The sequence below is a fragment of the Actinomycetospora sp. NBC_00405 genome, from assembly GCF_036044095.1.
GTDB classification, from domain to species: domain Bacteria; phylum Actinomycetota; class Actinomycetes; order Mycobacteriales; family Pseudonocardiaceae; genus Actinomycetospora; species Actinomycetospora callitridis.
On sequence record NZ_CP107938.1, the window covers coordinates 919,925 to 945,352 of the forward strand.

Sequence of the window (25,428 nt, forward strand, 5' to 3'; positions counted from 1 at the left end):
ACCCATGACCGCGCCGTCCCTCCCCGCCGACGCCGTCGTCCGGGCCCGGGCCGCCGCGCGCGAGCGGCTGCTCAACGCGGCGGCGCGGGAGCTCGAGCTCCCGCCCGGCGGGCCGGGGCCCTGGCGCCTCGACCTGCTGGAGAGCGGCGCCCTGGTCGCCGAGGTGATCGGGTGGTCGCCGTCGGGGCACCACCGGTGGGGCGAGGAGATCGTCCTCGACACGGGGTCGCACACCCGGCCGGTGTCGCACGAGGAGTTCGTCCACCTCCTGCTCACCCTGCTCGACGAGGCCCTTCCTGACCCGGCCCTGCCGGACCCGGCCCTGCCGGACCCGTGCCGTGCCCCGACGGACCGGGTGGGGGCCCTGGGCGCGCAGGTCCGCACCAGCGTGGCCCGCACGGCGCGCTACCTCGCCGCCCCGGTCCGCCCGGAGCCTGCGGACGCCGCCGGCCGGACCCGGCACGCCGAGCAGGCCGTGCGCACCGGGCACCCCTTCCACCCCGCGCCGAAGAGCATCGAGGGGGTCGACCACGAGACCGCCGACCGCTTCGCCCCCGAGCTCGGGGTGTCCTTCCGGCGCCACCACCTCGCCGTCCACCCCGACCTCGTCGTGGAGGAGCGGGTCGCGCCCGGTCCCTGGACCCCCGGCGAGGTCGCGGCGCACGCCCCCGACGGCTGGTCCGTCCTGCCCGTCCATCCCTGGCAGATCACGCACCTGCGCGGGCTGCCGGGGACGTCGGCGCTGCTGGCCGACGGGCGGCTCCGGGACCTCGGCTCCCTCGGGGCACCCGTCTACCCGACCTCGTCGGTGCGCACCGTCTGCGACCCCGCGTTCCCCACCGCCTGGAAGCTCCCGCTGCACCTGCGGATCACCAACTTCGTGCGCACCATCCCGGTCGAGCACGCCCGGCGCGCGGTCGACGCGAGCCGGCTGGCGTCGTCCCTGCGGCCGGGGTGGCCTGCGCCGGGGTTCGAGGTGCTGATCGAGACCGGGTGGCGGGGGGTCGACCCGGCCGCGGTGGGGGAGGACGAGGCGGAGGACCTGGTCACGTTGTTCCGCGAGAACCCGTTCGTCGTCGACCCCGCCGCCCCGCGCGTGCTCGCGGGGCTCCTCGAGCCGGGGCCGCGGGGCGAGGAGCCGGCGCTCGTCGGGGAGGTCCGGGCGGCCGGGAGCGACACCGAGGCGTGGCTGCGGGCGTACCTGGGCGTCTCGCTGGTGCCCATGCTGACGATCTTCGGCGCGCACGGCCTCGGCTTCGAGGCCCACCTGCAGAACACCCTGCTGCACACCGAGGACGGGGTCCCCGCGCGGTTCTGGGTGCGGGACATGGAGGGTGCGCACGTGAGCCGCGACCGCCTCCCCGCCGGCCTCGACGCGGCGAGCCCGCTGGTCTACGACGAGGACGAGGCGTGGCAGCGGCTGCGCTACCACGCGGTGGTCAACGGGCTGACCAGCGTGGTCGCGGCCCTCGGCGCCGCGCTCCCGCCGGGGGAACCGGCGCTGTGGCGGGTGGTCGCCGAGGTGCTCGCGGAGGTCGCCGGCCCGGGCGCTCCGTACGCTGCCGACCTGCTCACGAGCCCCGCCCTGCCGGCGAAGGCGAACCTCCTGAGCCGCTTCGCCGGACGCGGGGAGAGCCCCCTCTACGTCGACCTGTCCAACCCGATCAGGAAGGCCGCGGGATGACCGATCGGGTCGACGACGTCCTCGTGCCCGCGCTGCGCGCACCCACCGCGACCGCGGTCCGCCGCCGCCTGTTCCGCCAGACCCTCGCCTCGCTGGTCTACGAGGGTGCGGCGGACGTGTCGGCGGACGGCCGGGAGCACGTGATCGCCGGGATCGACCGCGACGGCCGCCCCGTCCGCTATCTCTTCGAGGCCGACCGAGCCGTCGGGTTCGACCGCGTGCGTCTGTCGGCGGAGCCGGTGCGTCGCGAGGACGCCGACGGCGCGGTGGCCGAGGCCGCGTCGCTGCCGCAGTTCCTGGGCGAGGTCCGTGCCGCGATCCTCGGCGGTGAGCACCCCGAGCAGCTGGCGCGCTTCGCCGTCGAGCTCGAGGAGACGCGCGTCAAGGACGTGCTGGCCGAGTACGTGCGGGCGGGCCGCCACCAGCTGCTCGCCGACGCCGACCACGAGGCGCTCGAGGGCCTGATCACCGACGGGCACCGCTACCACCCGGCCTACAAGTCGCGGATCGGCTTCGACCTCGACGACGACGTCGCCTACGGCCCCGAGTTCCTCCCGGTGCTCCACCCGTTCTGGGTCGCCGCGCACCGCTCGGTCGCCGAGGTCACCACCTCGTCCGTCGACCCGCCGGATCCCCGTGCCGAGCTGGGCCCGACGGCGGCGGCCGCGTTCGACGCCCGGATCCACGACGCCGGCGGCGACCCGGCCGACTACGCGTGGCTGCCCGTCCACCCGTGGCAGTGGCGCGAGCGCCTCCGGCGGGCCTTCGCCGACCTGCTCGCCGACGGCCGCCTGGTCGCCCTCGGCCCGGACCCCGCGTCGTTCTCGCCCCAGCAGTCCATCCGCACCCTGAGCTGCCGCGACGACCCCGCGCGCAGCCACCTCAAGACGGCGCTCTCGATCACGAACACCTCCACGTCCCGCCGGCTCGCCCCGCACACGGTCCGCAACGCCGCCCCGATCTCCGACTGGCTGGCCCGCATCGTGGCGCGCGACGACTTCCTCGCCCGGGACGCGCGGGTGATCGTGCTCGGCGAGGTCCACGGCGTCGCCGTGGTCCCGGCGCCCCCGTCGGACCTCGTCCGCGCCGAGACCGAGGGTGCGCTGGCCGCGATCTGGCGCACGAGCCTCGCGTCGCGGCTCGACACGGGAGAGCGGGCGGTCCCGGTCACCGGGCTGACGACGACCGAGGACGACGGCACCCCGCTGATCGCGCCCTGGCTCGCCGCGCACGGCGCCCGGACGTGGGTCGAGGCCCTCGTCGACGCCGTCGCGCTGCCCCTGGTGCACCTGCTCGTGGCCCACGGGTTGGCGCTCGAGTCGCACGCCCAGAACATGTCGCTGGTCCTGCGCGACGGCCTGCCCGCGCGCGTGGCGCTCAAGGACTTCCACGACGGCGTCCGGTTCTGCCGGCGCCTGCTCGCCGACCCCGACGACGCCCCGGTGCTCGCCCCGCCGCCGGCGCACCACACCAACCGGAACTCGTTCGTCGAGACCGACGAGCCGACCCTCGTGACCGACTTCCTGCTCGACGCGTTCTTCTTCGTCAACCTCGGCGAGCTCGGGCTGTTCCTCGCCTCGCACGGGCTGATGGACGAGACGGAGTTCTGGACGATCGTCGCCACGCGGGTCCGGGCCCACGACCGCCGGCACGGCTCCGGGGCGTTCGACCTCTCCGCGCCCACCCTCGAGGTCGAGAAGCTGACCACCCGGCGGCTCACGCCCGACACCGAGCTGGCCCTGCACCGCGTGTCCAACCCGCTGCACCGGTTCGGGGGTCGCTGATGCTGCGCCCCAACGCCGTCCGGGCAGCCCTGGCCGGGGGCCGGGAGGTCCACGGGCTCTTCTGCGCCGTCCCGGCCCCGGCGCTGGTGGAGATGATCGGGTGCGCCGGCTACGACTTCGTCGTCCTCGACAGCGAGCACGCCCTCGTCGACCCGCAGGAGCTGGAGAACCTCGTCCGCGCGGCGGAGGCGGTGGACCTCACCCCGTTCGTCCGCGTCCCGGAGGCCGACCCCGGCGCGATCCTGCGCGCACTCGACGCCGGCGCGATGGGCGTCGTCGTCCCGCACGTGCGGACCCCCGACGACCTCGCCGCCGCCGTCCGCGCCGCCCGGTACGCGCCGGAGGGGATGCGGTCGCTGAACGGCGGGCGGGTGCCGGGCTTCGGGCGCCTCGACCTCGGCGAGTACCTCGCCCGGGCCAACGCCGAGATCATGGTCGTCGCGATGATCGAGGACGCCGAGGGCGTCGACGCCCTCGACGACATCCTCGCGGTGCCCGGCGTCGACCTCGTCCTCGAGGGCGCCGCCGACCTCTCGCAGTCCTACGGCGTGCCGTGGCAGACGCGGCACCCGGTGGTGCGCGAGGCCCTCACCCGCATCGCCGACACGTGCCGGGCGCACGGCGTGGAGTTCTGCGCCATCCCCCGGACCGCCGACGACCACCGGGCGTGGGCCGCCCGTGGCGTCCGGGCCTTCGTGCTCGGCGAGGAGCGCGGGATCGCCGCCCGGGCCCTGCGGGCCCACCTCGAGGCCCACCTCGAGGCCCACCGTGGCGTCCGTGCCGACCCGGAGGCCCCGTGACCATCCTCGACGTGACCACCCTCGACGCCCTGCTCCGCGACCGGGCCGCCCGCGACGAGCCCGTCTGCCTGTTCGCCTACGACCTCGACGGCCTGCGCCGGCACGTCGCCGAGGTCGTGGCCGCGCTCCCGCCGCGGTGCCGCATGTACTACGCGATGAAGGCCAACAGCGCCGCCCCGGTCCTCGACACCCTCGCGCCGATCGTCGCCGGCTTCGAGGTCGCCTCCGGCGGCGAGATCGCCAAGGTCCGGGCCGTCGCCCCCGCCGCGCCGATCCTCTTCGGGGGGCCGGCCAAGACACCGTCCGAGATCGGCCAGGCCCTCGACGCCGCGGTCACGCGCCTGCACGTGGAGAGCGTGCTCGAGCTGCACCGGATCTCCGCCGCGGCGGTGGCCCGCGGGACGACGGCCGAGGTGCTGCTGCGCGTCAACCTCGCGGGCCCGTTCCCGTCGGCCACCTTGGCGATGGCCGGGCGCCCGACCCAGTTCGGCATCGACGAGGCCGATCTCCCCGCCGCGACGGAGGCCGCCACCACGCTGCCGGGCCTGCGGTTCGCGGGCTTCCACCTGCACTCGCTGTCGAACAACCTCTCCGCCGAGACCCACCTGGAGATGCTCGGTCTCTACCGCGACACCGTCGTGGGCTGGGAGAAGGAGCTCGGGGTCGTCGTGGAGGTGCTCGACGTCGGTGGCGGGATCGGGATCGACTACCAGGACCCCGCCCACCGCTTCGACTGGGACGGCTTCACCCGCGGGCTCGGCGACTGGGTCGACTCGGTCCCCGCCCACTGGCGCGAGATCCAGTTCGAGTGCGGGCGCTACCTCACCGCGGCATCCGGGAGCTACGCCGTCGAGGTGCTCGACGTGAAACGCACCCACGGCACGGCGTGGGCGCTCGTGCGGGGCGGGACCCACCACTTCCGGCTGCCCGTCTCCTGGCAGCACAGCCACCCGTTCACGGTGCTGCCCGTGGAGCGCTGGGACCCGTCGGTGCCCCGGCCCTCGGTCACCGACGACCGGGTGACGGTGGCGGGGGAGCTGTGCACCCCGAAGGACGTCCTGGCCCGCGACGTCCCGGTCGCGCGGCTGCGGGCCGGCGACATCCTGGTGTTCACGCTCGCCGGGGCCTACGGCTGGGACATCTCGCACCACGACTTCCTCAGCCATCCCCACCCGGAGCACGTGTTCCTGGGCGACGACCGGGCCTAGGCTGCCGGCATGCATCTGGTCATCGCCGGCCCGGGTCGCTACGACGGCGGGGTCGAGCGCCCGCCCGGTCCGGACGGCGGCCCGCCCGCCGAGGTCGAGATCGTCGGGTCGCGGGAGCTCGTCCGCACCGAACCGGACGGCACCGAGATCTACCGCGTCACGATCCTCGTCTACACCCACGCCGGGGTGAACAGGGACGGCGTGCCCCGCTACACGCGGGACCGGGACTACACCGAGGAGCGGGCCGGGTAGGCGCCGCGAGGCCCGCATGCTGACCGACGGCGTGATCACCCTGGCGGTGATGACCGCCGGCGACGCCGCGGCGCTCGTGGCCGGCGAGGACGACGCCATCGTCCGGCGGCTGGCGGGCGGCCCGGCGACACCGGCGTCGGCCCAGCGGCACATCCGCGAGCGCGCCGAGGACTGGCGCGGCGACTGGTACCGGGGCGGGACGAAGCTCGCCTGGGGTGTCCGGGACGCCGCGACCGGGGCCCTGGCGGGGACCGCCGAGGTCCAGCTCGTGCAGCCCGAGCTCCCGGCGGGCGCGGCGAACCTGTCCTACAGCGTCTTCCCGCCCTGGCGGGGCCGCGGGTTCGGGTCGCGGGCCGTCGCGCTGATGTGCGCGTTCCTCGCGACCCGGACCACCGCCACCCTGGCCGTCCTGCGCATCGACGCCGACAACGCCGCCTCGCTGCGCGTGGCCGAGCGCAGCGGGTTCCGGCCGGCCCAGGAGCTCGCGGGCCCCCGCGCGTCGATGCGGTGGTTCGCGCACGACTTGCGGACCCGTCCGGCGTCGGGCCTACAGTCACGCATGTTCTGTCCCACGTGCGGTCTCGACATGTACTGGGTGGTCGCCGACGACGACCCCGTCGGCGGTTGGTGGCAGTGCGACGACGCGCACCGCTGGCGGCGGGCGTTCGGCGGGTTCGCCCCGCTGGACCCCTGAGTCACGAGGCCGTCCCGCTCGCGCCGCACGCCCGCCGCACCATGGTCGCCGCCCTCGTGCCCGGGGCGGACGCGCTGGTCGGCCCGTTCCGGGACGAGCTGGACCCGACGGCCCGGCGGGGGCTGGGCGCGCACCTCACGCTCGTGTACCCCTTCGTCGAGCCGGCGGCCGTCACGCCCGCGACCGTCGACGCCCTGCGCGCCGCGGTGGCCCCGGTGGCGCCGTTCCCGTGCACGTTCGGGGCGCTGCGGTGGTTCGGGGCGCGGGTGCTGTGGCTCGCGCCGGATCCGGTGGCGCCGTTCCGGGAGATCGCCGACCGGACCCGTCGTCACGTTCCCGGCCTGGCCCCCGAGGAGCGCGAGCTCGTCCCGCACCTCACCGTCGGCCTGCGCCGCGCCGCGCCCCTGGCGGTGCTGCGGGCCGCCGAGGAGGCCCTCGCCCCGCGGCTGCCGCTGACGGTCCGCATCGACCGCGTCCAGCTCATGGTCCGCACCGACACCTGGGACGTCGGCGCCGAGGTCCTCCTGCGGGGCTGACCCCCGCTGCGGGTCAGCGCTTCTGGACGGTGCGGGCGAGGATGCCCAGCGTCGCCTTGAGCGCCTGCTCGGAGATCACCGGGAAGATGTCGCGCTCGGCCCACTCGGGGTGGATGGACGACCAGTCGTAGTACGAGACCACCCGGGTGCCGTCCTCGACGGGCTCGAGGCGGTAGCCGTAGACGTGCCCGATGTAGGGGCGCACCTGGCCCTCGATCGTCCAGGCGATCTCGTGGTCGGGCTCGTAGACGGTGATGACGACGTCGACGTCGTAGCGCCCGAGGGGGCGGTCGCCGAGCGCCTCGCGGTCCATGTGCACGGTGAAGCGGTCGCCGACGGCCTCCACCGGCTCGCCCGTGGCCTGCATGAGCATCCCCGAGCTGTCGATGGCGACGTGCCCGTGCGGGTCGCGCAGCACGTCGAAGATCGTCGCCGGCTCGGCCTCGATCCAGCGGGGGACCTCGATGCGCTGCTCGCTCACGGTGCGGAGCATGTCACCCCCGGTCATCCGATCGCGGCCGACCCGTCGGGGGACGAGCGGAAACGCCGCCGTAACCCACGGCACGTCCCGTCGGACGACGCTGTGGGGTGACGGACCGGAGGGATCGGTTCGGGGGCGGGAGGACATGACCGACGCGCTCGCCGACGCCGTGCCCGGACCGAGTCCCGAGGACACGGTCGCCGCCCAGGTCCGTCGCCGCCGCGAGGCGCTCGGCCTGTCCAACGGCGCCCTCGCGGCCCGGGCGGGGATCTCCAAGGCGATGCTGTCGAAGATCGAGCACCGCCGGACGTCGTGCAGCCTGTCCACCCTGGCGCGGCTGGCCGACGCGCTCGCGGTGCCGGTGTCCGCCCTGCTGGACGAGGCCCCGTCGGAGCGGCACACCGGGGGTCTCGTCCTCTACGTCCTCGAGGGCGCGTTGGTCTACGGCCACGGGGACGCCCGGCACACGCTGCGCGCCGGCGACGCGCTGGCGCTCGACGGCGAGGGCGAGCACGGCCCGTACGAGCTGCTCGAGGCGCCGGTCCGCTTCCGCTCGGTGGTCGGCCCGGAGAGATGAGGAACACCGCCCGGCCGGCGTGCGTTCGTCCGTAAGCACGCCGAGACCGAGGAGGTCCATCAGTGGCCACACAGACCGCCATCCTGGCCGGTGGATGTTTCTGGGGCGCGCAGGAGCTGCTGCGCAAGCGCCCGGGCATCCTCTCCACCCGGGTCGGCTACTCGGGGGACGAGAACACCCCGAACGCGACCTACCGTCGCCACGGCGACCACGCCGAGGCCGTCGAGGTCGTGTTCGACGACGAGGTGATCTCCTACCGCGAGATCCTGGAGTTCTTCTTCCAGATCCACGACCCGTCGACCCGGGACCGCCAGGGCAACGACATCGGCCGGAGCTACCGCTCGGCCATCTACTACACGAACCCCGAGCAGGAGCGCGTCGCGCACGACACCATCGCCGACGTCGACGCGTCGGGCCTGTGGCCCGGCAAGGTCGTCACCGAGGTGGAGCCGGCCGGTGCCTTCTGGGAGGCGGAGCCGGAGCACCAGGACTACCTGCAGAAGCAGCCCTGGGGCTACACGTGCCACTTCGTCCGTCCCGGCTGGGTGCTGCCGCGCCGCGAGACGACCTCGGCGTGACGGCGACGGTCGGCGCCGCGGACACGGATCTCGCCGGCGAGTGGGCCGCCTGGCACGCGGAGCGCGAGGACGTCCTGCGCGCTCCGCACGGGTGGCTCAGCCTCACCGGGCTGCACTGGCTGGTGGGCGAGCCCCGCTCGTACCAGGACCTGCCGGGCACCTGGCGCGCGCGTGACGGCGGTGCCGACATCGCGGCCCGGGCTGCGGACGGCATCGTCGTCGACGGTGCCGTGGTGGACGGCACGGCCCGCGTCGAGCCCGTTGACGGCAAGCCCGGCGTGCTCGTCACCGTGGGCGAGCGTCGGGTCGAGGTGATCCGTCGCGAGGAGCACGTCGCGCTGCGGGTCCGCGACCCGCAGGCGCCGACCCGGCAGCGGTTCTCCGGGGTGCCGGCGTTCCCCGTCGACGCGTCGTGGGTGGTCACCGGGCGGTTCGAGCGTTGGGACGTGCCGCAGCGCATCGACGTCGACACGGTGATCGACGGCCTGGGCTTCCACCCGACGGCCGTCGGCACCGTGCGCTTCACGGCCGGTGGCGCCGAGCAGGAGCTCGTCGCGCTGGCCGGGCAGGCAGGGGAGCTCAAGCTCCACTTCCGCGACGGGACGTCCGGGCACTCGACCTACGGCGGCGGGCGCACCCTGAGCACCGACGAGCCGGCCGCCGACGGCACCGTGCGGATCGACCTGAACCGCACGATCAACCTGCCGTGTGCGTTCAGCGCGTTCGCGACCTGCCCGCTGCCGCCCGGGGGCAACGTCGTCACGGTGCCCGTCGAGGCGGGGGAGAAGACCCCGGTGTGACGCCTGGTTCATTTTTGCAACCACCCGGTGCTACGGTCGAACCATGACCGAACGCACCGGGCGTCAGGTGGGCAGGGTCGTGCTCGTCACCGGCGCCGCCCGGGGGCAGGGCCGCAGCCACGCGCTGCGGCTCGCCTCCGAGGGCGCCGACGTGATCGCCGTCGACATCTGCGCGCCGCTGGCCGGCGTCGCCTACCCGATGGCCACCCGCGAGGACCTCGACGAGACCGTCGCGGGCATCCGTGAGCACGGCGGGCGGGTGAGCGCCCACGTCGCCGACGTCCGCGACGCCGACGCCATCGGCAAGGCCGTCACGGCCGGGGTCGAGGAGCTCGGCGGCGTGGACGCCGTGCTCGCGAACGCCGGGATCGGGATGGCGTCGCCCGAGGTCAGCGCCGCGCAGGCGTTCCGCGACCAGCTCGACGTCAACACCGTCGGCGTCTGGAACACCGTGCAGGTCGCCGCGCCGACCATGATCGCGCAGGGACGGGGCGGCGCGGTGGTCGTCACGAGCTCGTCGATGGGCCTGTCCGGACGCGGCGGCGACGGCAGCGGCCAGATGGACGGTTACATCGCGAGCAAGCACGCGCTGGTCGGGCTCGTGCGCGGGTGGGCGCACTGGCTCGCGCCGCACTCGATCCGCGTCAACTCGGTGCACCCCTCGGGCGTCGCGACGACGATGGTGCTCAACGACGCCGTCGCCGCCCTGTTCACCGACCCGCCCGCCGGGGAGGTGCCCGACGTCGGCAACCTGCTGCCCGTCGGGCTCCTCGAGCCCGGCGACATCACCGCGGCCGTGTCCTGGCTGATCTCCGACGAGGCCCGCTACGTCACCGGCGTGGCGCTCCCCGTCGACGCGGGGTTCACCGCGCGGTGAGCCACTGATGATCTGCTGCTGCTGATGTGCTGTGACGACGACCAGGTGCTCGACCTGCCCGCGGCGGCGATCGAGGCGCTCGCCCACTACCGGCGTCTGCGCGATCAGCGGGGCTGGGGATGGGGGGACGACGAGCTGCCGGAGTTCTTCCGGCTCGCGCGCTTCTCCCGCCTCGGGGACCTCACCGACGCGCTCGCGGCGACGGGCGGCGACTGGCCGGCCGCGATCCGGCGGGTCGCCGGGGACACGCCCGCGCCGGGGCTCGTGGTGCTCGACGTCGACGCCGGCGGCACCGTCACCCCGCGGGTCGGGGCGCCCCGGCTGGCGTGCGCCGGGCGTGCGGTGACCCTCGACGTCGTCGTGGACTCCCTCGTCGACGTCGAGCTGGACGTGGCCGGGACCCCGGTGACGGTCGAGGCCGGCGGCGCGGCCGTGGTGACGGTCGACGTCGACGGGCCGGAGCTGAGGGTCGGCGCGCTGGAGGTCGCCGGCGCGGTGGAGGTGCGGCCCGCGGCGTCCCTGCGGGTGCGGAGCTCGGCGTGGTCGCGGTGGTCGGTGGTCGACGAGGCCGGCGGCGGCTGGTGGCCCGAGGGCGTGCCGCCGAAGCACGACGGCGCGCACCGGCCGTACTTCCACGCCCGGGAGACGGTGCTCGAGGTGCCCGCGGGGTCGTTCACGGTCACGTGCACCCGGGGGCCCGAGCACGCGCCGGTGACGACGACGGTGACCGTGGGCTCCGTCGAGGGCGTCGATCTCGAGCCGGAGCGCCTCGTCGACCCGGCCGCCGAGGGGTGGCGGTCGGCCGACCTGCACGTGCACCTGAACTACTCCGGCGACCTCGTCGTCGACCCCGCCCGGGCCCGGGCGATGCAGCGCGGCGAGGGCCTCGAGCTCATGAACCTCACCGCCGGCAACCTCGGTGGCCCGCACGTCTACGACCGGGCGCTGTTCGAGAGCACCGTCGGCGAGGACCTGTGGACCGGGGACGCCGTGGCTCGTGCGTCCGTCGAGTTCCGCAACGACCTGCTCGGGCACGTGCACGCCCTCGCGCCGTCGCGGCCCCCGATCCGGTACCAGACCGGGCACCCCGGCACCGAGCACCCGCACGACTGGCCGCCCAACGCCGAGGCCTGCGCGGACCTGCGGGACGCCGCCGCCTCGGTGGCCTATGCGCACCCGGTGTTCGCGGGGTTCGGCGACGATCCCGACGACCCCTACGGCCCGTTCCTCGCCCCGCACCGGACGGTCGAGGCCCGCGAGCTCGTCGCCGACGTGGCCCTCGGGCTGGTCGACGGCCTCGAGGTGGTGTCGTGCTTCGACGACACGGCGGGCGCGGAGCTCTTCCACCGCCTGCTCGGCAGCGGCCTGCGCCCCGCGGCCGTGGCGGGCAGCGACGTCTTCCTCTCGTTCGCCCACGGCCCGGGCGTGGCGTCGAACCCCCCGGGCTGGGTCCGCATGTACGCCGACCTGGGCGACGCGCCGGTGTCGGCCGAGGCGGTCCGCGACGCCGTCCGGGCGGGGCGAACAATGGCGACGAACGGGCCGTTCCTGACGCTGACCGTGGACGGCGCCGGTCCGGGTTCCGTGCTGGACGCCGAGGCGGGCGACGTCCTGGACGTCCGCGCGCGGGTCCGGGGGAGCGGGGCCCAGGAGCTCGTGCTCCACGGCCCGGACGGGGAGCTGGCCCGGCGGGCGGTCGACGGTCCCGACGTCACGCTGACCGCGCAGGTCCCTGTCGACGGGCCCCTGTGGCTCGCAGCGAGCGCCCGGGGCGGGCCGCACCCGATGGACCCCGCGCGGCCGGTGTTCGCCCACACCTCGGCGGTGCACGTCGAGGTGGGCGGGCGGCGCGTCGCCCGGGAGGCCGACGTGCGGTGGTGCCTGGGTCTGCTCGACCGCCTGGAGCGCCTGGTGGTCGAGGAGGGTCGCCTCGACCCCGGGCGCCGCGACGCCCAGCTCGCCGACCACCGCGCCGTCCTCGACCGCGCCCGCGCCGTCTACCGCGCCGCCCTCACGGAGTGGCCGGACCCGTGAGTGAACTTCCCGGCCATGGCCGGGAGCTTCACTCACGGAGGGACGGACCTACGTGCGTGATCTTCTGAGCTATCGCTCAGAAGATCACGCACATGGGTCAGGGGCGGCAGTCGCGGCAGGGGCGGTAGCCGGCGGCGCGGGCCCGGTCGAGGCTCGCGAACCCGTGGCGGTGGGCGTCGGTGATCCGGCGCGCGTGGTGGCACGACGGGAAGCAGACGACGCCGGTGGTGTCGCTGCCGATCAGGCGGGTGCCCGCGGCGGCCAGGTCGGCGACCCGGTCGAGGTCCAGGCCCTCGCCCGCCAGCAGCGTCGCCTTGTCCCCGGCGCCGGAGAGGTACTGCCCGAGGCCACCGTCGCCGCGCACCACGCGGTGGCAGGGGATGAGCAGCGGGACCGGGTTGCGGGCGAGCGCCGTGCCGACCGCCCGCACGGCCGTCGGGTGCCCGGCCTCGCGGGCCACCCAGCCGTACGGGCGGATCTGGCCCGCGGGGATGCGCGCCGTCGCGGCGAGCACCTTCCGGGCGAAGTCGCCGACGTGGGTGAGGTCGAGCTCCGGCGGCCCGCCGGTCCCGCGCAGGGCGGGCAGCAGGCCCCGGGGCGGACGCGTCGCCGGGCGCACCGGGCGGCCGTGGCGCGTCCGGTAGTCCTCGAGGAAGACCTCCAGGTCGCCCGCGTGGGCGGCGGTCCGGACGAGACGCACCCCGCCGGCGCCGGCGACGGCGTACACCTCGCCGAGCGGGCTCGGCGCGCGCACCCAGCCGTCGACCACCCGGTCGGTCAGGGTGGCGGGGGCGGGCTCGGCGAGGTCGCGCAGGCCGGACAGCAGGGGGTCGGGGGCCGGGCGGTCGGCGGTCGGGGCGTCGGTCATGCCGTCTCCTCGGTGGTGTCGGCGGTCAGGCGGGTCCGGAGCGCCGCGAGCCCGCGGGCGGCGTGCGACCGGGCGGTGCCCTCGCTGCAGTGCAGGACGGCGGCCACCTCGGCGACGGGCAGGTCGACGACGTGGCGCAGCACCACCGCCGTGCGCTGGGCGACCGGCAGCTCGGCGAGCAGCCCGGCCAGTCGGTCGCCGAGGTCGCCGGTCTCGGCGTGCTCAGCGGGTCCGGGCGCCGGGCTCGCGCGGTCGGGCACGGGGGCGACGCCGTCGGTCCGGGGCCGGCGGGCGGCGGCGCGACGGTCGTTGCGGGCGGTGTTGAGCAGGATGGTCAGGAGCCAGGGCCGCAGGGTCAGTCCCTCGATGCGCTCCGGGGTGTAGCCGCGCAGGGCGCGGTAGGCCCGCAGGAGCGCCTCGGCGGCGAGGTCCTCGGCGTCGGCCGCGCGGTCGGAGGTCCGGCGCGCGACGGCGTGCACCACGTCGCCGTGGGCGCGCACCACCGCCTCGAACCCCGCGTCGAGGTCCTCGACCAGCGCGGTGCGCAGCTGCTCGTCGTCCGCCACGTCCAGGAGAACACCAGACCCACGGGATCCGTGGCGGGTCGGATTCCTCCAAGCCCTCGACGCCCCCGGGACGGCAGGCTGCCGGACATGACCCCGACCGTGCGTCGCATCGTCGCCAACCTCGCCGTCGCCGACCCCGTCGCCGACGCCCCGTTCTGGACCGGCCTCCTCGGGCTCGACACCCCGATGGACATGGGCTGGGTCGTCAACCACAGCGCGGGCACCGCCCAGGTGCAGCTCATCAGCCGCGACGCCACCGCCCCGGAGGACAGCCGCGTGTCGGTCGAGGTCGCCGACCTCGCGGCGTTGCAGTCGGTCCACGACGGTGCCGTGGCGGCCGGGTACGAGATCGTCCACCCGCTCACCGACGAGCCGTGGGGCGTGCGCCGGTTCTTCGTGCGCACGCCGCAGGGCGTGGTGGTGAACGTGCTCGCCCACCGGTGACCTGACAGGCTCGCGCCCCATGCGGACCTTGATCACCGGAGCGAGCGCGGGCCTGGGCGAGGGCATGGCCCGCGAGCTCGCCGCGCGCGGCCACGACCTCGCCCTCGTCGCCAGGCGCCTCGACCGTCTCGAGGCCCTGCGCGACGAGCTCGCGCCCACCGGCGTCCGGATCGTCGTCGCCACGCTCGACGTCGACGACCACGACGCCGTCTTCACGACATTCCGGGCGATGCGCGACGAGCTCGGGGTCCTCGACCGCGTGGTCGTCAACGCCGGGGTGGGCAAGGGCGCGCCGATCGGAACCGGTCGTTTCGACGTCAACCTGGCGACGGCGCGGACCAACTTCGTCGCCGCGCTCGCGCAGTGCGAGGCGGCGATGGAGATCTTCCGCGCGCAGAACGCCGGGCACCTCGTCGTGGTCTCGTCGGTGGCCGCCGACCGTGGCCTGCAGGGCGCCCAGACGACCTACGCGGCGACCAAGGCCGCGCTCTCGCACCTCGCCGAGGGCATCCGGGTGGACGTCGCGGACACGCCGATCCGGGTGACGACGCTCGCGCCCGGCTACATCCGCACCGAGCTCAACGGGGGGATGAGCCGGCCCTTCTCCGTGGACGCGGCGACCGGCACGAAGGCGATGGCGGACGCGATCGAGAAGGCGCCTGCCTTCGCCTACGTGCCGACGTGGCCGTGGGCGGCGCTCGGCCGGCTGCTGCGGGTGATGCCGACGCCGATTCTCCGTCGCCTCACGTGACTACGGTGGTTCGCGTGTCCCATCCCGGAGAACCACAGCTGAAGGAACGACTGCGCACCGACCTCACCACCGCGATGAAGGCCCGGGACCAGGTCCGGGTCTCGACGATCCGGATGGCGCTGTCGGCGATCAACACCGAGGAGGTCGCGGGCGAGCAGCACCGCGAGCTCACCGACGACGAGGTGATCACCGTCCTCGGGCGCGAGTCGAAGAAGCGCCGGGAGTCCGCCGAGGCCTTCGACGGCGCGGGCCGCACCGAGCTCGCCGAGCGCGAGCGCGCCGAGCAGCTCGTGCTGGCCGACTACCTTCCCGCCCAGCTCTCCGACGACGACCTCACCGCGATCGTCGCGGCGGCCATCGCCGAGACCGGCGCGGAGGGCCCGAAGCAGATGGGCGCGGTGATGAAGGTCGTGCAGCCCAAGGTGGCCGGGCAGGCCGACGGCCGGCGCGTGTCCGGCGAGGTGAAGCGCCAGCTGAGCGGCTCGTGAGGACCGCGCTCGTCACCGGCGGCGGCACCGGCATCGGGCGGGCCTGCAGCCTCGCGCTGCACCGGGCGGGCCACCCCGTCGCGATCTCGTACCGCCGGTCGGCCGACGACGCCGGGTCGGTCGTCGACGAGATCACCGCCGAGGGCGGCCGGGCGGTCGCCGTGCAGGCCGACGTGACCGACGACGCGGCCGTCCGGGCGATGGTCGCCGCGGCCCGCGAGCAACTGGGGCCGATCGGGGTGCTGGTGAACAACGCCGGCGCGACGGTCCCGATGCCCCTCGACGACCTCGACGGCGCCTCCGACGACGTCTGGCAGCGGATGCTCGCGGTCAACCTCATGGCGCCCTGGTACTGCGCCCGCGCCGCGGCCGGCGACCTGCGCGCCGCCGACGACGGCTGCGTCGTCAACATCGGCTCGATCGCCGGGCTCACCGGCAAGGGGTCCTCGCTGCCCTACGCGGTGAGCAAGTCCGCCCTGCACGGCCTGACCCGCTCGCTGGCGCACGCGCTCGCGCCCGTGCGGGTCAACGAGGTGGCCCCGGGCCTGGTGCTGACCCGCTGGTGGGCGGGCGACGAGGAGCGCGGCCGCGAGCTCGCCGCCTCGGCCCTGCTCGACCGGGAGACCACGCCCGAGGACGTCGCCGCCGCGGTGCTCGGGCTCGTCACGAGCCGCGCGATCACCGGCCAGACGGTCGTCGTCGACGGGGGCCAGACGCTGTAGCGCGCTCAGGTCGTCAGGGCCCGCTGCAGGAGGACCCCGGCCAGGACCAGGCCCGCGACGGCGATGCCGAGGCGCAGCACCGTCGGCGGGAGGCGGCGGGCGATCGCGGGGCCGCAGTAGTTGCCGACGAGCAGCCCGCAGGTCAACGGGAGCGCGGCCGACCAGGCGACCTCGCCGACCACCGCGAAGGCGATCGCGGCGACGGCGTTGGACGCGCCGAGCAGCACGTTCTTCACCGCGTTGACGCGCACGAGGGAGTCGGCGAGGGCGCGCACGAGCAGGGCCATCATCACGACGCCCGCGGCGGCGCCGAAGTAGCCGCTGTAGACGCCCACCGCGACGACCCCGACGACGGTCGCGGCGCGCCCGCCGCGCGTCGCCACCGGAGCCGCGTCGATCCGCGGGGGCCGGAGCAGCACGAGCGAGGCGCCGGCGACGAGGAACGGGACGATGAGGGCGAAGGCATCGGACGGGGTCAGGAGCACGAGGCCGGCGCCGATGGCCCCGCCCAGGATCGTCAGGGGAAGCAGGCGCAGGACGCGGGGTGCCTGCCCGCGCAGTTCGGGTCGGGAGCCGAGCATCGAGCCGACGCTGCTGACCGCGAGGGCGATGGTGTTGGTCTGGTTGGCCGCCACGGGGGAGAGGCCGATCGCCAGCAGTGCCGGGTAGGAGAACAGCGACGCGAGCCCGGCCATCGACCCGGTGAGCCCGGCGCCCAGCCCCGCGACCACCAGCAGCACGACGTCCATCGCGCGCCATCCCACCACCGGGAGGCACGCACCGCCCGGCACACTCGAGGGCGTGGAGCGCCAGCCCGTCCGTGACGTCGACATCCGCGACGAGGGGATCCGCCTCGGTCAGCTCCTGAAGCTCGCCGGTCTGGTCGAGCACGGCGCGGCGGCGCGGGAGGTGCTGGAGGCCGGCGAGGTGACGGTCAACGGCCGGAGCGAGACCCGGCGCGGCCGGCAGATCGCGCCCGGGGACGTCGTGGCCCTCGCGGGGGAGCGGATCCGGGTCCGTCGCTCGGAGGGTTGATGAGTACAAACAACGAGACTCGGGGTCGACGTCCCGGCGAACCGGGTGGAACGACGACGACCCCGAGTCTCGGTGGGAACAGCCCCACGGAGAGAGGTCAAGGTGGGGCTGAGCAGTAGCTTAGCGCCCCCACCCGACACCGTCGTCGCTGGACACGGCGGCCGATCCGGTTGACATCGGGTCGTCCTGCGGCCGTGATCCTGCCGTCACCGTGTGACCGGGACATCACGTTCGGTCACCGCTCGCGGTGCGGTCCGGGCAGACCGTGTGATCGGGCCGAGACCTGCTCTATCGTGGCTCCCGCCCTCGCGTCATGGTCACCATCCCGGCCGCCGCGCGAGGCGGCTCGGCCGGTGGGATACGCCGATCGGGACCACCGAGGGGAGCGGAGCGTGAGCGAGGACGACGGCACCGACCGGCCGCGTCGTCGCACGCGCGTCGGCCGCACCGGCGCCCGCTTCCCGCGCGGGATCGTCCAGGACGACCCCGAGGACCAGGGCCCGGTCTCGGAGCCCGTCCCCGTCCAGGAGCCCGCCCCCGAGGAGACGCCCGAGGACTCCACCCTCGGACGGACCGGGGCCCGGTTCGGCTCGCAGCGCCGGCGCACCCGCCGGGCGGCCGAGCGCGAGGCCGCCGAGGACGCGGTGGTGCCCGCCCAGGCCGCGCCGCCGCTACGCCGTTCGGCGGCGTCGCCGGAGCCCGAGGCCGACGACGCCCCGACCCTGCCGCTGTTCATCACCGCGACCCCGCCGCCGGAGAGCACGCGCACCCGCGTGCGTCCGTACGTCCGCACCGGCGGGCGCACGAAGGCGCGCGCCGACCTGGCCGTCGAGACCCTCGTGTCCATCCCCTCGCCGCGCCCGCCGCTGGAGGACCCCGAGCACGTGGCGCTCGGTGACGTGGTCGGCGACCCGCGCTCGGTCGCCGAGGTCGCCGCCCTGCTCTCGGTGCCGCTGGGCGTCGCCCGGGTGATCATCGACGACATGGTGGGCGCGGGCCTGCTGCTCGTGCACCCGCGGGCCGTCGCCGCCTCGGGCGCCCCGTCCCGCGACATCATGGCGCGCGTGCTGGAGGGCCTGCACAGGTTGTAGAACGGGGGCATGACCGCGACGTCCCCTGCCACGCGCCTCACCGGCTACGCCCATGGCGGCGGCTGCGCCTGCAAGATCCCGCCCGGCGAGCTCGAGGACGTGGTGCGCGGGCTGATGCCGTCCCCGTCGACGACGCGCGAGGGCGAGCTCCTCGTCGGGCTCGAGGACGGCGACGACGCCGCGGCCGTGCGGATCCGCGACGGCCTCGCGCTGATCGCGACCACCGACTTCTTCACCCCCGTCGTCGACGACCCCTACGACTGGGGACGCATCGCGGCGGCCAACGCCCTCTCCGACGTCTACGCCATGGGCGGGCGCCCGGTGATCGCGCTGAACCTGCTGTGCTGGCCGCGCGAGGTGCTGCCCTACGACCTCGCCGCCGAGGTCCTGCGCGGCGGCCTGGCGGTGGCCGACCTCGCCGGCTGCCACGTCGCCGGCGGGCACTCGGTGGACGACCCGGAACCCAAGTACGGCATGGCGGTCACCGGGATCGCCGACCCCGAGGCGCTGATCCGCAACGACGCCGCCCGCCCGGGCACGCCTCTGACGCTGACCAAGCCGCTCGGCCTCGGCGTGCTCAACAACCGCCACAAGGCCACCGGCGAGTCGTTCGCGGCGGCCGTCGAGGTGATGACCACGCTCAACGGCGAGGCCTCGCGCGCCGCCGTGGCCGCGGGCATCCGGGCGGGCACCGACATCACCGGCTTCGGCCTGCTCGGCCACGCCCACAAGCTCGCGCGGGCCTCCGGGGTCACCGCGGTGATCGACAGCAGCGCCGTGCCGTTCCTCGACGGCGCCCGCGAGGCCGCCCGCGACGGCTACGTGCCCGGCGGCTCGCGGCGCAACCTCGACTGGGTGCGTCCGCACGCGCGCCTCGACGTCGACGAGACCATGGCCCTGCTGCTCGCCGACGCCCAGACCTCCGGCGGCCTGCTGCTCGCCGGCGAGATCCCCGGCCACCCCGTGGTCGGCGAGATCGTCGCCGCCGAGGAGGGGAGGACGCTCCGCGTCACGTGAGTGATCCGGGTCGTCGGGACGACCCAGATCACTCACGTGCGGAGCATCCCTATCGGCGTGCTCCCTCTGATTGCTCCCAGAGGTCGAGCGCGGCCTCGCGGACCTCGGCGACGTCGACGTCGTGGGTCGCGCTCTCCTCGTGCCCGCACCAGCCGTCGAGCACCCGCATCCCGCACACGCGGCACCCGCCGTGCCAGGAGACGAGCACGCGGTGCCAGACGCGGGTCAGCGGCGCCACGTCCGCGAGGTTGGCGTAGGTGAACACGGCGACGGTCGGGGTGCCGACGGCGCCCGCGAGGTGCCGCGGGCCCGAGTCGTTGCCGAGCACCAGCGTCGCGCGGGACAGCAGCCCGACCAGTCCCGGCAGGTCGAGCGTGCCCACGGCCGTCTCGGGGGTCGAGCGCATGCCCGAGACCACGCGGGCGACCCGCTCGGCCTCCGACGGCCCGCCCGCGACGACCACCCGGGCGCCGCGGTCGGCGAGGTCCTGGGCGATCGCCCCGAGGCGCTCCTCGGGGTAGCAGCGCCGGGCGTCGGTGGCGCCGGGGTGGACCACGAGCAGCGGCGCGTCGCCGGCCGGCACCACCGCGCGCGAGGACGCCAGGTCCTCGGCCGTCACCTCGACGCACGGCTCCACCCGGGTCGGCGTGGCCCCGGCCGCGGCGGCCACCTCGAGCCAGCGCACCGTGTCGTGCTGGAAGGGCCAGTACGGCACCCAGCGGTCGGGGCGCGGCGCATCCGGGGTCGCCGACCCCGCCGTCACGCGGGCGCCCAGCCGCAGCAGCAGCGCGTTGGAGTTCCGCCCGCCGCCGTGCATCTGGACCGCGAGGTCGTAGCCGTACGCCCGCTGCTCGGCGGCCCACGCCTCGATCTCGTCCTCGCTCGCGTCGGGCTCGGGACCGACCCGCACGCCGGGCATCAGGGGCACGGTGACCACCCGGTCGACCGGCGACGGCCTGCCGGCGAGCAGCCCGACGTGGTGCTGGGCGCCGAGCAGCGTCACCTCGGCGTCGGGGTAGGTGGCGCGCAGGGCGGCCAGCGCGGGCTCGGCGACGACGTAGTCGCCGAGGCCGTTGGCCCGCAGCACGACGAGGCGCCGGACGTCGGGGACCGGGGGAGCGGGCTGAGCCGGCAGGCCCAGAGCGGGGCCGCTGGCGGGAGCGATCACGGCGCGACACCTTACGGTCGGGGGATGAGCAGCGAGCAGCGAGCAGCGGTGGTGACCGGATCGGGCAGCGGGATCGGCCGGGCGATCGTCGACCGGTTGACGAACGACGGCTGGTCGGTCCTGGGCGTGGACCTCAAAGTTGACGAGACCCTCCCCGGCCCCTCCCTCGCCGCCGACCTCACCACCCGCGAGGGCAACCGCGCCGCGATCGACACGGCGCTCGAGCAGTTCGGCCGCCTCGACCTCGTGGTGCCCAACGCGGGCTTCCAGCACGTCTCGCCGGTGGCCGACTTCGACGAGGACCGCTGGGACGCCCTCCAGGCGATCCTGCTGACCAGCCCGTTCCTGCTGGCCAAGTACGCGTGGGAGGCCCTGCGGGCGGCCCCGGAGGGCGGGCGTTTCGTCGCGATCGCCTCGGCGCACGCCCTGGCCGCCTCGCCGTACAAGGCGGGCTACGTCTCGGCGAAGCACGGCGTCCTCGGGCTGGTGAAGACCCTCGCGCTCGAGGGCGCCGAGGACCGGATCACCGCCACGGCCGTCTGCCCCGGCTACGTGCGCACCCCGCTGGTCGAGAAGCAGATCGCCGACCAGGCCCGCGCCCACGGGATCAGCGAGGACCGGGTGATCGAGGAGGTCATCCTCACGCCGCACGCCCGCAAGCGGCTGATCGAGCCCTCGGAGGTGGCCGACGTGGTCGCGTTCCTGCAGACCCCGGCCGGGTCCACCTTCACCGGATCCCCGGTGACGATGGACATGGGCTGGACGGCGCGCTGACCCTGCTGCGCCCGGAGGGTCCGGGGGATACTCGCCGCCGTGACCCTCCGCGAGCTCGCCGGCGAGCGCTGGCTCACCGTGCCCAACGCGCTGAGCTTCGTGCGCCTGCTCGGGGTGCCGCTGTTCCTCTGGCTGCTGCTGGGTCCGCAGGCCGACGGTTGGGCGCTCGTCGTCCTGGTCGCCAGCGGCATCACCGACTGGCTCGACGGGCGGATCGCGCGCGCCCTCGACCAGTACAGCCGCCTCGGTGAGCTGCTCGACCCGCTGGCCGACCGGCTCTACACCGTCGCGACGCTGGTCGCGTTCCTCATCCGCGGGATCGTGCCGTGGTGGGTGCTCGTCCTGATCATCGGACGTGACGTCGTCGTCTCGCTCGCGCTGCCGCTGCTGCGACGCAAGGGCTACCTGGCCTTCCCCGTGCTCTACATCGGCAAGGCCGCGACGCTCAACCTGCTCTACGCGTTCCCGCTGCTGCTGCTCGCGCAGATGGACTGGCCCGGCGCCGACATCGCCCGCCCGTTCGCCTACGCCTTCACGGTGTGGGGGGTCGCTCTGCACCTGTGGTCGGGCGCGCTCTACCTCGTCCAACTCGTCCGGTCACCGGTCGCGACGGCGTGACGTGCACGGTCCCGGCTTGGCCCGCCGGTGCCCGGCGCTCTAGCCTGCCGCCGCCCGGGGAGAACCCGGGCCGGACCGAGCACAACCCCTGACGTGAGGAGTCGCCGGTGGTCCCCGAGGGCCTGCGCTACACCGCCGAGCACGAGTGGATCACCACGAGCGAGGCCGACCCGTCGATCGTCCGGGTCGGCATCACCGACTACGCCCAGGACCAGCTCGGCGACGTCGTGTACGTCCAGCTGCCGTCGGTGGGGGCGACGGTGTCGTCCGGCGAGTCCGTCGCCGAGGTCGAGTCCACCAAGTCGGTCTCGGAGATCTACGCGCCGCTCGACGGTGAGGTCACCGCGGTGAACGACGGGCTGGCGGACACCCCGGAGCTCATCAACTCCGACCCGTACGGCTCGGGCTGGATGATGGAGCTGCGCCTGCCCGACCCGCGCGCCCTCGAGGACCTGCTGGACGCGGCCGCCTACCAGGAGATCGTCGACGGCTCCTGACCGTCCGCGGGCCCTCGTACGGGGACCCCGGACGGCCGCCACCGTTGACGCTCCGCCACGGCACGCGGACTCTCGCTCACGGTGGGTGGGGAGGGCCTCGACCCCGTGGCGGGGACCGGTACCGTGACGGCCACCTCGCGACGATCCGTCACCGAGGCCGGGGACGGGGCCCCCTTCCAGGGTCCCCGAGCCGGCCGGGGACGGGCGGGACACCTCGATCGAGCACGAGACCGAGCACGACACGACGGAGGAGCACGGTGAGCACAGGCGGTCCCCCGGTCCCCCCCGAGCGTCAGGGCGAGACGACGTCGGTCTTCCGGGCCGACTTCCTGGCCGAGCCCGAGACCGAGTCCCGCGGCGCTCCGGTGTCCGGGGTCGACGCGCTGCCCGCGGGCTCCGCGCTGCTGGTGGTCAAGCGCGGCCCCAACGCCGGGTCGCGCTTCCTCCTCGACCGGGACACCACGAGCGCGGGGCGGCACCCCGACTCGGACATCTTCCTCGACGACGTCACCGTCTCCCGCCGGCACGCGGAGTTCCGCCGCGACGGCGCGGAGTTCGTGGTGGTCGACGTCGGCAGCCTCAACGGCACGTACGTCAACCGCGAGCCGGTGGACACCGCGGTGCTCGCCAACGGCGACGAGGTGCAGATCGGCAAGTTCCGCCTCGTCTTCCTCACCGGTCCCCGTGACGGCGGGTCGGCCGGGGCGGGGGCGGGGCTGGAGTGACCGCCGCCGGGCTGTCCGAGCCTGGGGGATCCCCCCTCTCGATCGGCTCGGTGCTCGACGCGCTGCGTGCCGACTTCCCGGAGATCACGATCTCCAAGATCCGGTTCCTCGAGTCGGAGGGCCTGATCCGTCCGGCGCGCACCCCGGCGGGCTACCGGCAGTTCTCGCACGCCGACGTCGTGCGCCTGCGGTTCGTGCTGTCCGCGCAGCGCGACCACTACCTGCCCCTCAAGGTCATCCGGGCCCGGCTCGACGAGTTCGACCGCAACCCCGTCGACGGCGGCCCGACGCTGCCGGGGGAGACCCCGGGCGGTGTCGACGGCGCGCTCGCGACGGCGGCGCCGCCGGAGTCCGGTGGACCCGGACTCGGTGGACCTGGCGGGCCTGGTGGACCTGGCGGCCCCGGCGGACCCGGCGGTCCGACCACGCCCTCCGGCCCGAGCGCCGCGGCCACCGCCCGCGTGCGCAGCCTCGCCTCGGTGGCCGACCGCGTCGAGCCCGACGAGGACCCCGACGGCGCCCGCACCGCGCGCGGGGACACCGTGAGCCGCGACGTGCTGCTCGCCGAGGACGGCGTGGACGCCTCCCTGCTCGATGGCCTCGAGCACCACGGCATCCTGCGTCCCGACGCCGACGGCCGCTACGAGCCCGAGGACGTCCTGGTCGCGCGCACCGCGGCGTCCCTGGCGCGTCTCGGCGTCGAGCCGCGCCTGCTGCGCTCGGCGCGCGCCAGCGCGGACCGCGAGGTGGGTCTGCTCACCCAGCTCGTCACCCCCGTGGCCCGCAGCCGCGGCCCCGAGGCCGCCCGCCGCGCCGAGGAGCTCTCCGCCGAGCTGGCGGCGCTCTCCGGGCGGCTGCACGCGCTGCTCGTCGGGGCGGGTCTGCGCCACGGTCTCAAGCGCTGAACCGGCCCGTCACAGGGCCGTCACACGGCCGTCGGCCCGCTGGGCGACGGAGCCCTCGGAGGCCCGCGGAGGCCCTCGCGGACTCGCGCGTAGGGGTTCCCGAGCGTGTAGCGTCTCGATCCGTCGATCGAAGGAGGCGAGCCGCATGAGCGAGATGCGTGTCGTGGGGGTTCGGGTCGAGCTCCCCGCGAACCAGCCGATCCTCCTTCTCCGGGAGGCCGAGGGCGACCGGTACCTGCCGATCTGGATCGGCTCCGTCGAGGCCACGGCCATCGCCCTCGAGCAGCAGGGCGTCAAGCCCGCCCGACCGCTCACCCACGACCTGCTCAAGGACGTGCTCGGCGCGCTGGACCGCCGGCTCGAGCAGGTCCGGATCATCGACCTGCAGGAGGGCACCTTCTACGCCGAGCTGGTGTTCGACGGCGACATCCGCGTCTCCGCCCGCCCCAGCGACTCGGTGGCCCTCGCCCTGCGGGTCGGTGTGCCGATCCACGCCGAGGAGGGTGTGCTCTCCGAGGCCGGTCTGGTGATCCCGGACGAGCAGGAGGACGAGGTCGAGAAGTTCCGCGAGTTCCTCGACTCCGTGTCGCCGGAGGACTTCCGCGGAGCCGACACCTAGTCTCGCGCCAAGGCCGAGCGCTGACCTCACGCTCCTCCGTCGCGAGACGTCAGCCGTCGGACGGCGTGGAGTACGGGGGCTGTACTCTCACCCTGAAGTCAAGGTCGAGAGTCGCCGCGCGTCGCGTTGACCCCCATCTCCGCCGCTCGTACCGTCGGCGCCACAACGGAACGAGGGAGGCAATCGGTGAGCGGTGGTCAGGACGGCGGACCCGCCGGCCCCGAGCTCGAGCCCCTCGGTCCGGAGGGCGAGCAGGGCTCGCTGTTCGCCGAAGAAGTGTTCGGCGACGGGCCGCCCTCGGGTGACGTCGTCGGGTACCGCGGGCCGGCCGCGTGTCAGATCGTCGGCATCACCTACCGCCAGCTCGACTACTGGGCGCGCACCAAGCTCGTGGTCCCGAGCATCCGCTCCGCGACGGGGTCCGGCTCCCAGCGGCTGTACTCGTTCAAGGACCTCGCGGTGCTCAAGGTGGTCAAGAACCTCCTCGACACCGGCGTCTCGCTGAACAACATCCGCGTCGCCGTCGAGCAGCTGCGCCGCCACGGCGTGCGCGACCTCGCGCGCATCACCCTGTTCTCCGACGGGGTCACCGTCTACGAGTGCACCTCCCCGGAGGAGGTCGTCGACCTGCTGCAGGGCGGCCAGGGCGTCTTCGGGATCGCCGTGGGCGGGGCCATGCGGGAGATCTCCGGCAGCATCGCACGCTTCCCCGCCGAGCGGGCCGATACCGCCGTCGTCGACCCGTCGCCGGAGGACGAGCTGGCCTCGCGCCGCAACCGTGGAGCCCGCTCCGCCGGCTGACACCCACCGGGTGACACGGGCCACGCGGACGCTG

At 75.1% G+C, this 25,428-nt stretch carries 31 protein-coding genes; 26 read left to right on the forward strand and 5 right to left on the reverse strand.

What is annotated here, in order from left to right; genetic code table 11:
- Window positions 1-4 precede the first annotated feature (4 nt).
- The 7 genes from OG774_RS04500 to OG774_RS04530 are packed head-to-tail and all read left to right on the forward strand — an operon-like array spanning window position 5 to window position 6,958.
- Window positions 5-1,684, forward strand: a complete 1,680-nt coding sequence (locus OG774_RS04500; protein ID WP_328307081.1) for an IucA/IucC family protein — start codon at window positions 5-7, stop codon at window positions 1,682-1,684.
- Window positions 1,681-3,468, forward strand: a complete 1,788-nt coding sequence (locus OG774_RS04505) for an IucA/IucC family protein (protein ID WP_328307084.1) — start codon at window positions 1,681-1,683, stop codon at window positions 3,466-3,468. The genes OG774_RS04500 and OG774_RS04505 overlap by 4 nt, the downstream gene beginning before the upstream one ends.
- The gene (locus tag OG774_RS04510; RefSeq protein WP_328307086.1) at window positions 3,468-4,268 is read left to right on the forward strand and encodes an HpcH/HpaI aldolase family protein; all 801 of its coding nucleotides are present in this window, start codon (window positions 3,468-3,470) and stop codon (window positions 4,266-4,268) included. Before OG774_RS04505 ends, OG774_RS04510 begins: the two co-directional genes overlap by 1 nt.
- Entirely contained in the window at window positions 4,265-5,476 is a 1,212-nt protein-coding gene (locus OG774_RS04515) for a type III PLP-dependent enzyme (protein WP_328307088.1), read from the forward strand. Before OG774_RS04510 ends, OG774_RS04515 begins: the two co-directional genes overlap by 4 nt.
- A gap of 9 nt (window positions 5,477-5,485) precedes the next feature.
- The gene (locus OG774_RS04520) at window positions 5,486-5,728 is read left to right on the forward strand and encodes a hypothetical protein (RefSeq protein WP_328307090.1); all 243 of its coding nucleotides are present in this window, start codon (window positions 5,486-5,488) and stop codon (window positions 5,726-5,728) included.
- 16 nt (window positions 5,729-5,744) lie between these two features.
- On the forward strand, window positions 5,745-6,422 hold the full coding sequence (locus tag OG774_RS04525) for a GNAT family N-acetyltransferase (protein ID WP_328307092.1): 678 nt from the start codon (window positions 5,745-5,747) through the stop codon (window positions 6,420-6,422).
- A 41-nt stretch (window positions 6,423-6,463) separates the two neighbouring features.
- Window positions 6,464-6,958, forward strand: a complete 495-nt coding sequence (locus OG774_RS04530) for a 2'-5' RNA ligase family protein (RefSeq protein WP_328307094.1) — start codon at window positions 6,464-6,466, stop codon at window positions 6,956-6,958.
- Between the two features lie 13 nt (window positions 6,959-6,971).
- On the opposite strand, the gene OG774_RS04535 is transcribed toward OG774_RS04530, so the two are convergent.
- The gene (locus tag OG774_RS04535; protein WP_328307096.1) at window positions 6,972-7,439 is read right to left on the reverse strand and encodes an SRPBCC family protein; all 468 of its coding nucleotides are present in this window, start codon (window positions 7,437-7,439) and stop codon (window positions 6,972-6,974) included.
- Between the two features lie 145 nt (window positions 7,440-7,584).
- Here OG774_RS04535 and OG774_RS04540 point away from each other — a divergent pair, with 145 nt between their 5' ends.
- From OG774_RS04540 to OG774_RS04560, 5 genes are all read left to right on the forward strand, one after another.
- Window positions 7,585-8,016, forward strand: coding sequence for a helix-turn-helix domain-containing protein (locus tag OG774_RS04540; RefSeq protein ID WP_328307098.1), 432 nt, complete (start codon window positions 7,585-7,587; stop codon window positions 8,014-8,016).
- A 62-nt stretch (window positions 8,017-8,078) separates the two neighbouring features.
- A complete protein-coding gene (gene msrA, locus OG774_RS04545; protein ID WP_328307100.1) occupies window positions 8,079-8,594 on the forward strand; it encodes a peptide-methionine (S)-S-oxide reductase MsrA in 516 nt (171 codons plus the stop codon).
- Window positions 8,591-9,394 (forward strand): DUF1684 domain-containing protein, encoded by an 804-nt coding sequence (locus tag OG774_RS04550; RefSeq protein WP_328307102.1) that lies wholly within the window; start codon window positions 8,591-8,593, stop codon window positions 9,392-9,394. The genes msrA and OG774_RS04550 overlap by 4 nt, the downstream gene beginning before the upstream one ends.
- 43 nt (window positions 9,395-9,437) lie before the next feature.
- Window positions 9,438-10,271, forward strand: a complete 834-nt coding sequence (locus OG774_RS04555; protein WP_328307104.1) for a mycofactocin-coupled SDR family oxidoreductase — start codon at window positions 9,438-9,440, stop codon at window positions 10,269-10,271.
- A 24-nt stretch (window positions 10,272-10,295) separates the two neighbouring features.
- Window positions 10,296-12,305 carry a CehA/McbA family metallohydrolase gene (locus OG774_RS04560; protein WP_328307106.1) on the forward strand — a complete coding sequence of 670 codons (2,010 nt, stop codon included), beginning with the start codon at window positions 10,296-10,298 and terminating at the stop codon, window positions 12,303-12,305.
- A gap of 97 nt (window positions 12,306-12,402) precedes the next feature.
- Here OG774_RS04560 and OG774_RS04565 read toward each other — a convergent pair whose 3' ends face one another.
- The gene (locus OG774_RS04565; protein WP_328307108.1) at window positions 12,403-13,173 is read right to left on the reverse strand and encodes a methylated-DNA--[protein]-cysteine S-methyltransferase; all 771 of its coding nucleotides are present in this window, start codon (window positions 13,171-13,173) and stop codon (window positions 12,403-12,405) included.
- Window positions 13,170-13,739, reverse strand: coding sequence for an RNA polymerase sigma factor (locus tag OG774_RS04570; protein ID WP_328307110.1), 570 nt, complete (start codon window positions 13,737-13,739; stop codon window positions 13,170-13,172). Before OG774_RS04570 ends, OG774_RS04565 begins: the two co-directional genes overlap by 4 nt.
- An 87-nt stretch (window positions 13,740-13,826) precedes the next feature.
- On the opposite strand from OG774_RS04570, the gene OG774_RS04575 reads away from it, so the two are divergent.
- From OG774_RS04575 to OG774_RS04590, 4 genes are read left to right on the forward strand one after another with little or no spacing between them, the layout of a single operon-like run.
- Window positions 13,827-14,183, forward strand: coding sequence for a VOC family protein (locus tag OG774_RS04575; protein WP_328307112.1), 357 nt, complete (start codon window positions 13,827-13,829; stop codon window positions 14,181-14,183).
- Between the two features lie 19 nt (window positions 14,184-14,202).
- Entirely contained in the window at window positions 14,203-14,934 is a 732-nt protein-coding gene (locus OG774_RS04580) for an SDR family oxidoreductase (protein WP_328307114.1), read from the forward strand.
- Between the two features lie 14 nt (window positions 14,935-14,948).
- Window positions 14,949-15,422 carry a GatB/YqeY domain-containing protein gene (locus OG774_RS04585; RefSeq protein WP_328307116.1) on the forward strand — a complete coding sequence of 158 codons (474 nt, stop codon included), beginning with the start codon at window positions 14,949-14,951 and terminating at the stop codon, window positions 15,420-15,422.
- Entirely contained in the window at window positions 15,419-16,144 is a 726-nt protein-coding gene (locus OG774_RS04590) for an SDR family NAD(P)-dependent oxidoreductase (RefSeq protein ID WP_328307118.1), read from the forward strand. Before OG774_RS04585 ends, OG774_RS04590 begins: the two co-directional genes overlap by 4 nt.
- A gap of 5 nt (window positions 16,145-16,149) precedes the next feature.
- On the opposite strand, the gene OG774_RS04595 is transcribed toward OG774_RS04590, so the two are convergent.
- The gene (locus tag OG774_RS04595; protein ID WP_328307120.1) at window positions 16,150-16,893 is read right to left on the reverse strand and encodes a sulfite exporter TauE/SafE family protein; all 744 of its coding nucleotides are present in this window, start codon (window positions 16,891-16,893) and stop codon (window positions 16,150-16,152) included.
- 52 nt (window positions 16,894-16,945) lie between these two features.
- Here OG774_RS04595 and OG774_RS04600 point away from each other — a divergent pair, with 52 nt between their 5' ends.
- The 3 genes from OG774_RS04600 (at window position 16,946) to selD (ending at window position 19,287) form a co-directional block, all read left to right on the forward strand.
- Window positions 16,946-17,179: an RNA-binding S4 domain-containing protein gene (locus OG774_RS04600; protein WP_328307122.1), complete on the forward strand. Its 234-nt coding sequence runs from the start codon at window positions 16,946-16,948 to the stop codon at window positions 17,177-17,179.
- A 392-nt stretch (window positions 17,180-17,571) separates the two neighbouring features.
- The gene (locus OG774_RS04605; RefSeq protein ID WP_328307124.1) at window positions 17,572-18,270 is read left to right on the forward strand and encodes a DUF742 domain-containing protein; all 699 of its coding nucleotides are present in this window, start codon (window positions 17,572-17,574) and stop codon (window positions 18,268-18,270) included.
- A gap of 9 nt (window positions 18,271-18,279) precedes the next feature.
- Window positions 18,280-19,287 carry a selenide, water dikinase SelD gene (gene selD, locus OG774_RS04610; RefSeq protein WP_328307126.1) on the forward strand — a complete coding sequence of 336 codons (1,008 nt, stop codon included), beginning with the start codon at window positions 18,280-18,282 and terminating at the stop codon, window positions 19,285-19,287.
- Window positions 19,288-19,336: 49 nt separating this feature from the next.
- Here selD and OG774_RS04615 read toward each other — a convergent pair whose 3' ends face one another.
- Window positions 19,337-20,455, reverse strand: coding sequence for a glycosyltransferase family 9 protein (locus OG774_RS04615; protein ID WP_328307129.1), 1,119 nt, complete (start codon window positions 20,453-20,455; stop codon window positions 19,337-19,339).
- A gap of 24 nt (window positions 20,456-20,479) precedes the next feature.
- Between OG774_RS04615 and OG774_RS04620 the strand changes: the two genes are divergently transcribed.
- The 7 genes from OG774_RS04620 (at window position 20,480) to OG774_RS04650 (ending at window position 25,394) form a co-directional block, all read left to right on the forward strand.
- A complete protein-coding gene (locus tag OG774_RS04620; protein ID WP_328307131.1) occupies window positions 20,480-21,229 on the forward strand; it encodes an SDR family oxidoreductase in 750 nt (249 codons plus the stop codon).
- A gap of 39 nt (window positions 21,230-21,268) precedes the next feature.
- Window positions 21,269-21,847 carry a CDP-alcohol phosphatidyltransferase family protein gene (locus OG774_RS04625; RefSeq protein WP_274194737.1) on the forward strand — a complete coding sequence of 193 codons (579 nt, stop codon included), beginning with the start codon at window positions 21,269-21,271 and terminating at the stop codon, window positions 21,845-21,847.
- Between the two features lie 107 nt (window positions 21,848-21,954).
- A complete protein-coding gene (gene gcvH / locus OG774_RS04630; RefSeq protein ID WP_328307135.1) occupies window positions 21,955-22,344 on the forward strand; it encodes a glycine cleavage system protein GcvH in 390 nt (129 codons plus the stop codon).
- A 257-nt stretch (window positions 22,345-22,601) separates the two neighbouring features.
- Window positions 22,602-23,069, forward strand: a complete 468-nt coding sequence (gene garA, locus OG774_RS04635; RefSeq protein WP_274194739.1) for a glycogen accumulation regulator GarA — start codon at window positions 22,602-22,604, stop codon at window positions 23,067-23,069.
- Window positions 23,066-23,974 (forward strand): MerR family transcriptional regulator, encoded by a 909-nt coding sequence (locus OG774_RS04640; RefSeq protein WP_328307138.1) that lies wholly within the window; start codon window positions 23,066-23,068, stop codon window positions 23,972-23,974. Before garA ends, OG774_RS04640 begins: the two co-directional genes overlap by 4 nt.
- 145 nt (window positions 23,975-24,119) lie before the next feature.
- Window positions 24,120-24,593 (forward strand): bifunctional nuclease family protein, encoded by a 474-nt coding sequence (locus OG774_RS04645; RefSeq protein ID WP_133828637.1) that lies wholly within the window; start codon window positions 24,120-24,122, stop codon window positions 24,591-24,593.
- A 186-nt stretch (window positions 24,594-24,779) separates the two neighbouring features.
- Entirely contained in the window at window positions 24,780-25,394 is a 615-nt protein-coding gene (locus OG774_RS04650; protein WP_420791795.1) for a MerR family transcriptional regulator, read from the forward strand.
- The last annotated feature ends 34 nt before the right edge of the window (window positions 25,395-25,428 follow it).

What these genes read in the sequence shown, in the direction of transcription:
- OG774_RS04500 (WP_328307081.1), top strand. Translation starts at nt 5, where the DNA reads ATGACCGCGCCGTCCCTCCCCGCCGACGCCGTCGTCCGGGCCCGGGCC.
- OG774_RS04505 (WP_328307084.1), top strand. Translation starts at nt 1,681, where the DNA reads ATGACCGATCGGGTCGACGACGTCCTCGTGCCCGCGCTGCGCGCACCC.
- OG774_RS04510 (WP_328307086.1), top strand. Translation starts at nt 3,468, where the DNA reads ATGCTGCGCCCCAACGCCGTCCGGGCAGCCCTGGCCGGGGGCCGGGAG.
- OG774_RS04520 (WP_328307090.1), top strand. Translation starts at nt 5,486, where the DNA reads ATGCATCTGGTCATCGCCGGCCCGGGTCGCTACGACGGCGGGGTCGAG.
- OG774_RS04525 (WP_328307092.1), top strand. Translation starts at nt 5,745, where the DNA reads ATGCTGACCGACGGCGTGATCACCCTGGCGGTGATGACCGCCGGCGAC.
- OG774_RS04530 (WP_328307094.1), top strand. Translation starts at nt 6,464, where the DNA reads ATGGTCGCCGCCCTCGTGCCCGGGGCGGACGCGCTGGTCGGCCCGTTC.
- OG774_RS04540 (WP_328307098.1), top strand. Translation starts at nt 7,585, where the DNA reads ATGACCGACGCGCTCGCCGACGCCGTGCCCGGACCGAGTCCCGAGGAC.
- OG774_RS04555 (WP_328307104.1), top strand. Translation starts at nt 9,438, where the DNA reads ATGACCGAACGCACCGGGCGTCAGGTGGGCAGGGTCGTGCTCGTCACC.
- OG774_RS04560 (WP_328307106.1), top strand. Translation starts at nt 10,296, where the DNA reads ATGTGCTGTGACGACGACCAGGTGCTCGACCTGCCCGCGGCGGCGATC.
- OG774_RS04565 (WP_328307108.1), bottom strand. Translation starts at nt 13,173, where the DNA reads ATGACCGACGCCCCGACCGCCGACCGCCCGGCCCCCGACCCCCTGCTG.
- OG774_RS04575 (WP_328307112.1), top strand. Translation starts at nt 13,827, where the DNA reads ATGACCCCGACCGTGCGTCGCATCGTCGCCAACCTCGCCGTCGCCGAC.
- OG774_RS04580 (WP_328307114.1), top strand. Translation starts at nt 14,203, where the DNA reads ATGCGGACCTTGATCACCGGAGCGAGCGCGGGCCTGGGCGAGGGCATG.
- OG774_RS04595 (WP_328307120.1), bottom strand. Translation starts at nt 16,893, where the DNA reads ATGGACGTCGTGCTGCTGGTGGTCGCGGGGCTGGGCGCCGGGCTCACC.
- selD (WP_328307126.1), top strand. Translation starts at nt 18,280, where the DNA reads ATGACCGCGACGTCCCCTGCCACGCGCCTCACCGGCTACGCCCATGGC.
- OG774_RS04620 (WP_328307131.1), top strand. Translation starts at nt 20,480, where the DNA reads ATGAGCAGCGAGCAGCGAGCAGCGGTGGTGACCGGATCGGGCAGCGGG.
- OG774_RS04645 (WP_133828637.1), top strand. Translation starts at nt 24,120, where the DNA reads ATGAGCGAGATGCGTGTCGTGGGGGTTCGGGTCGAGCTCCCCGCGAAC.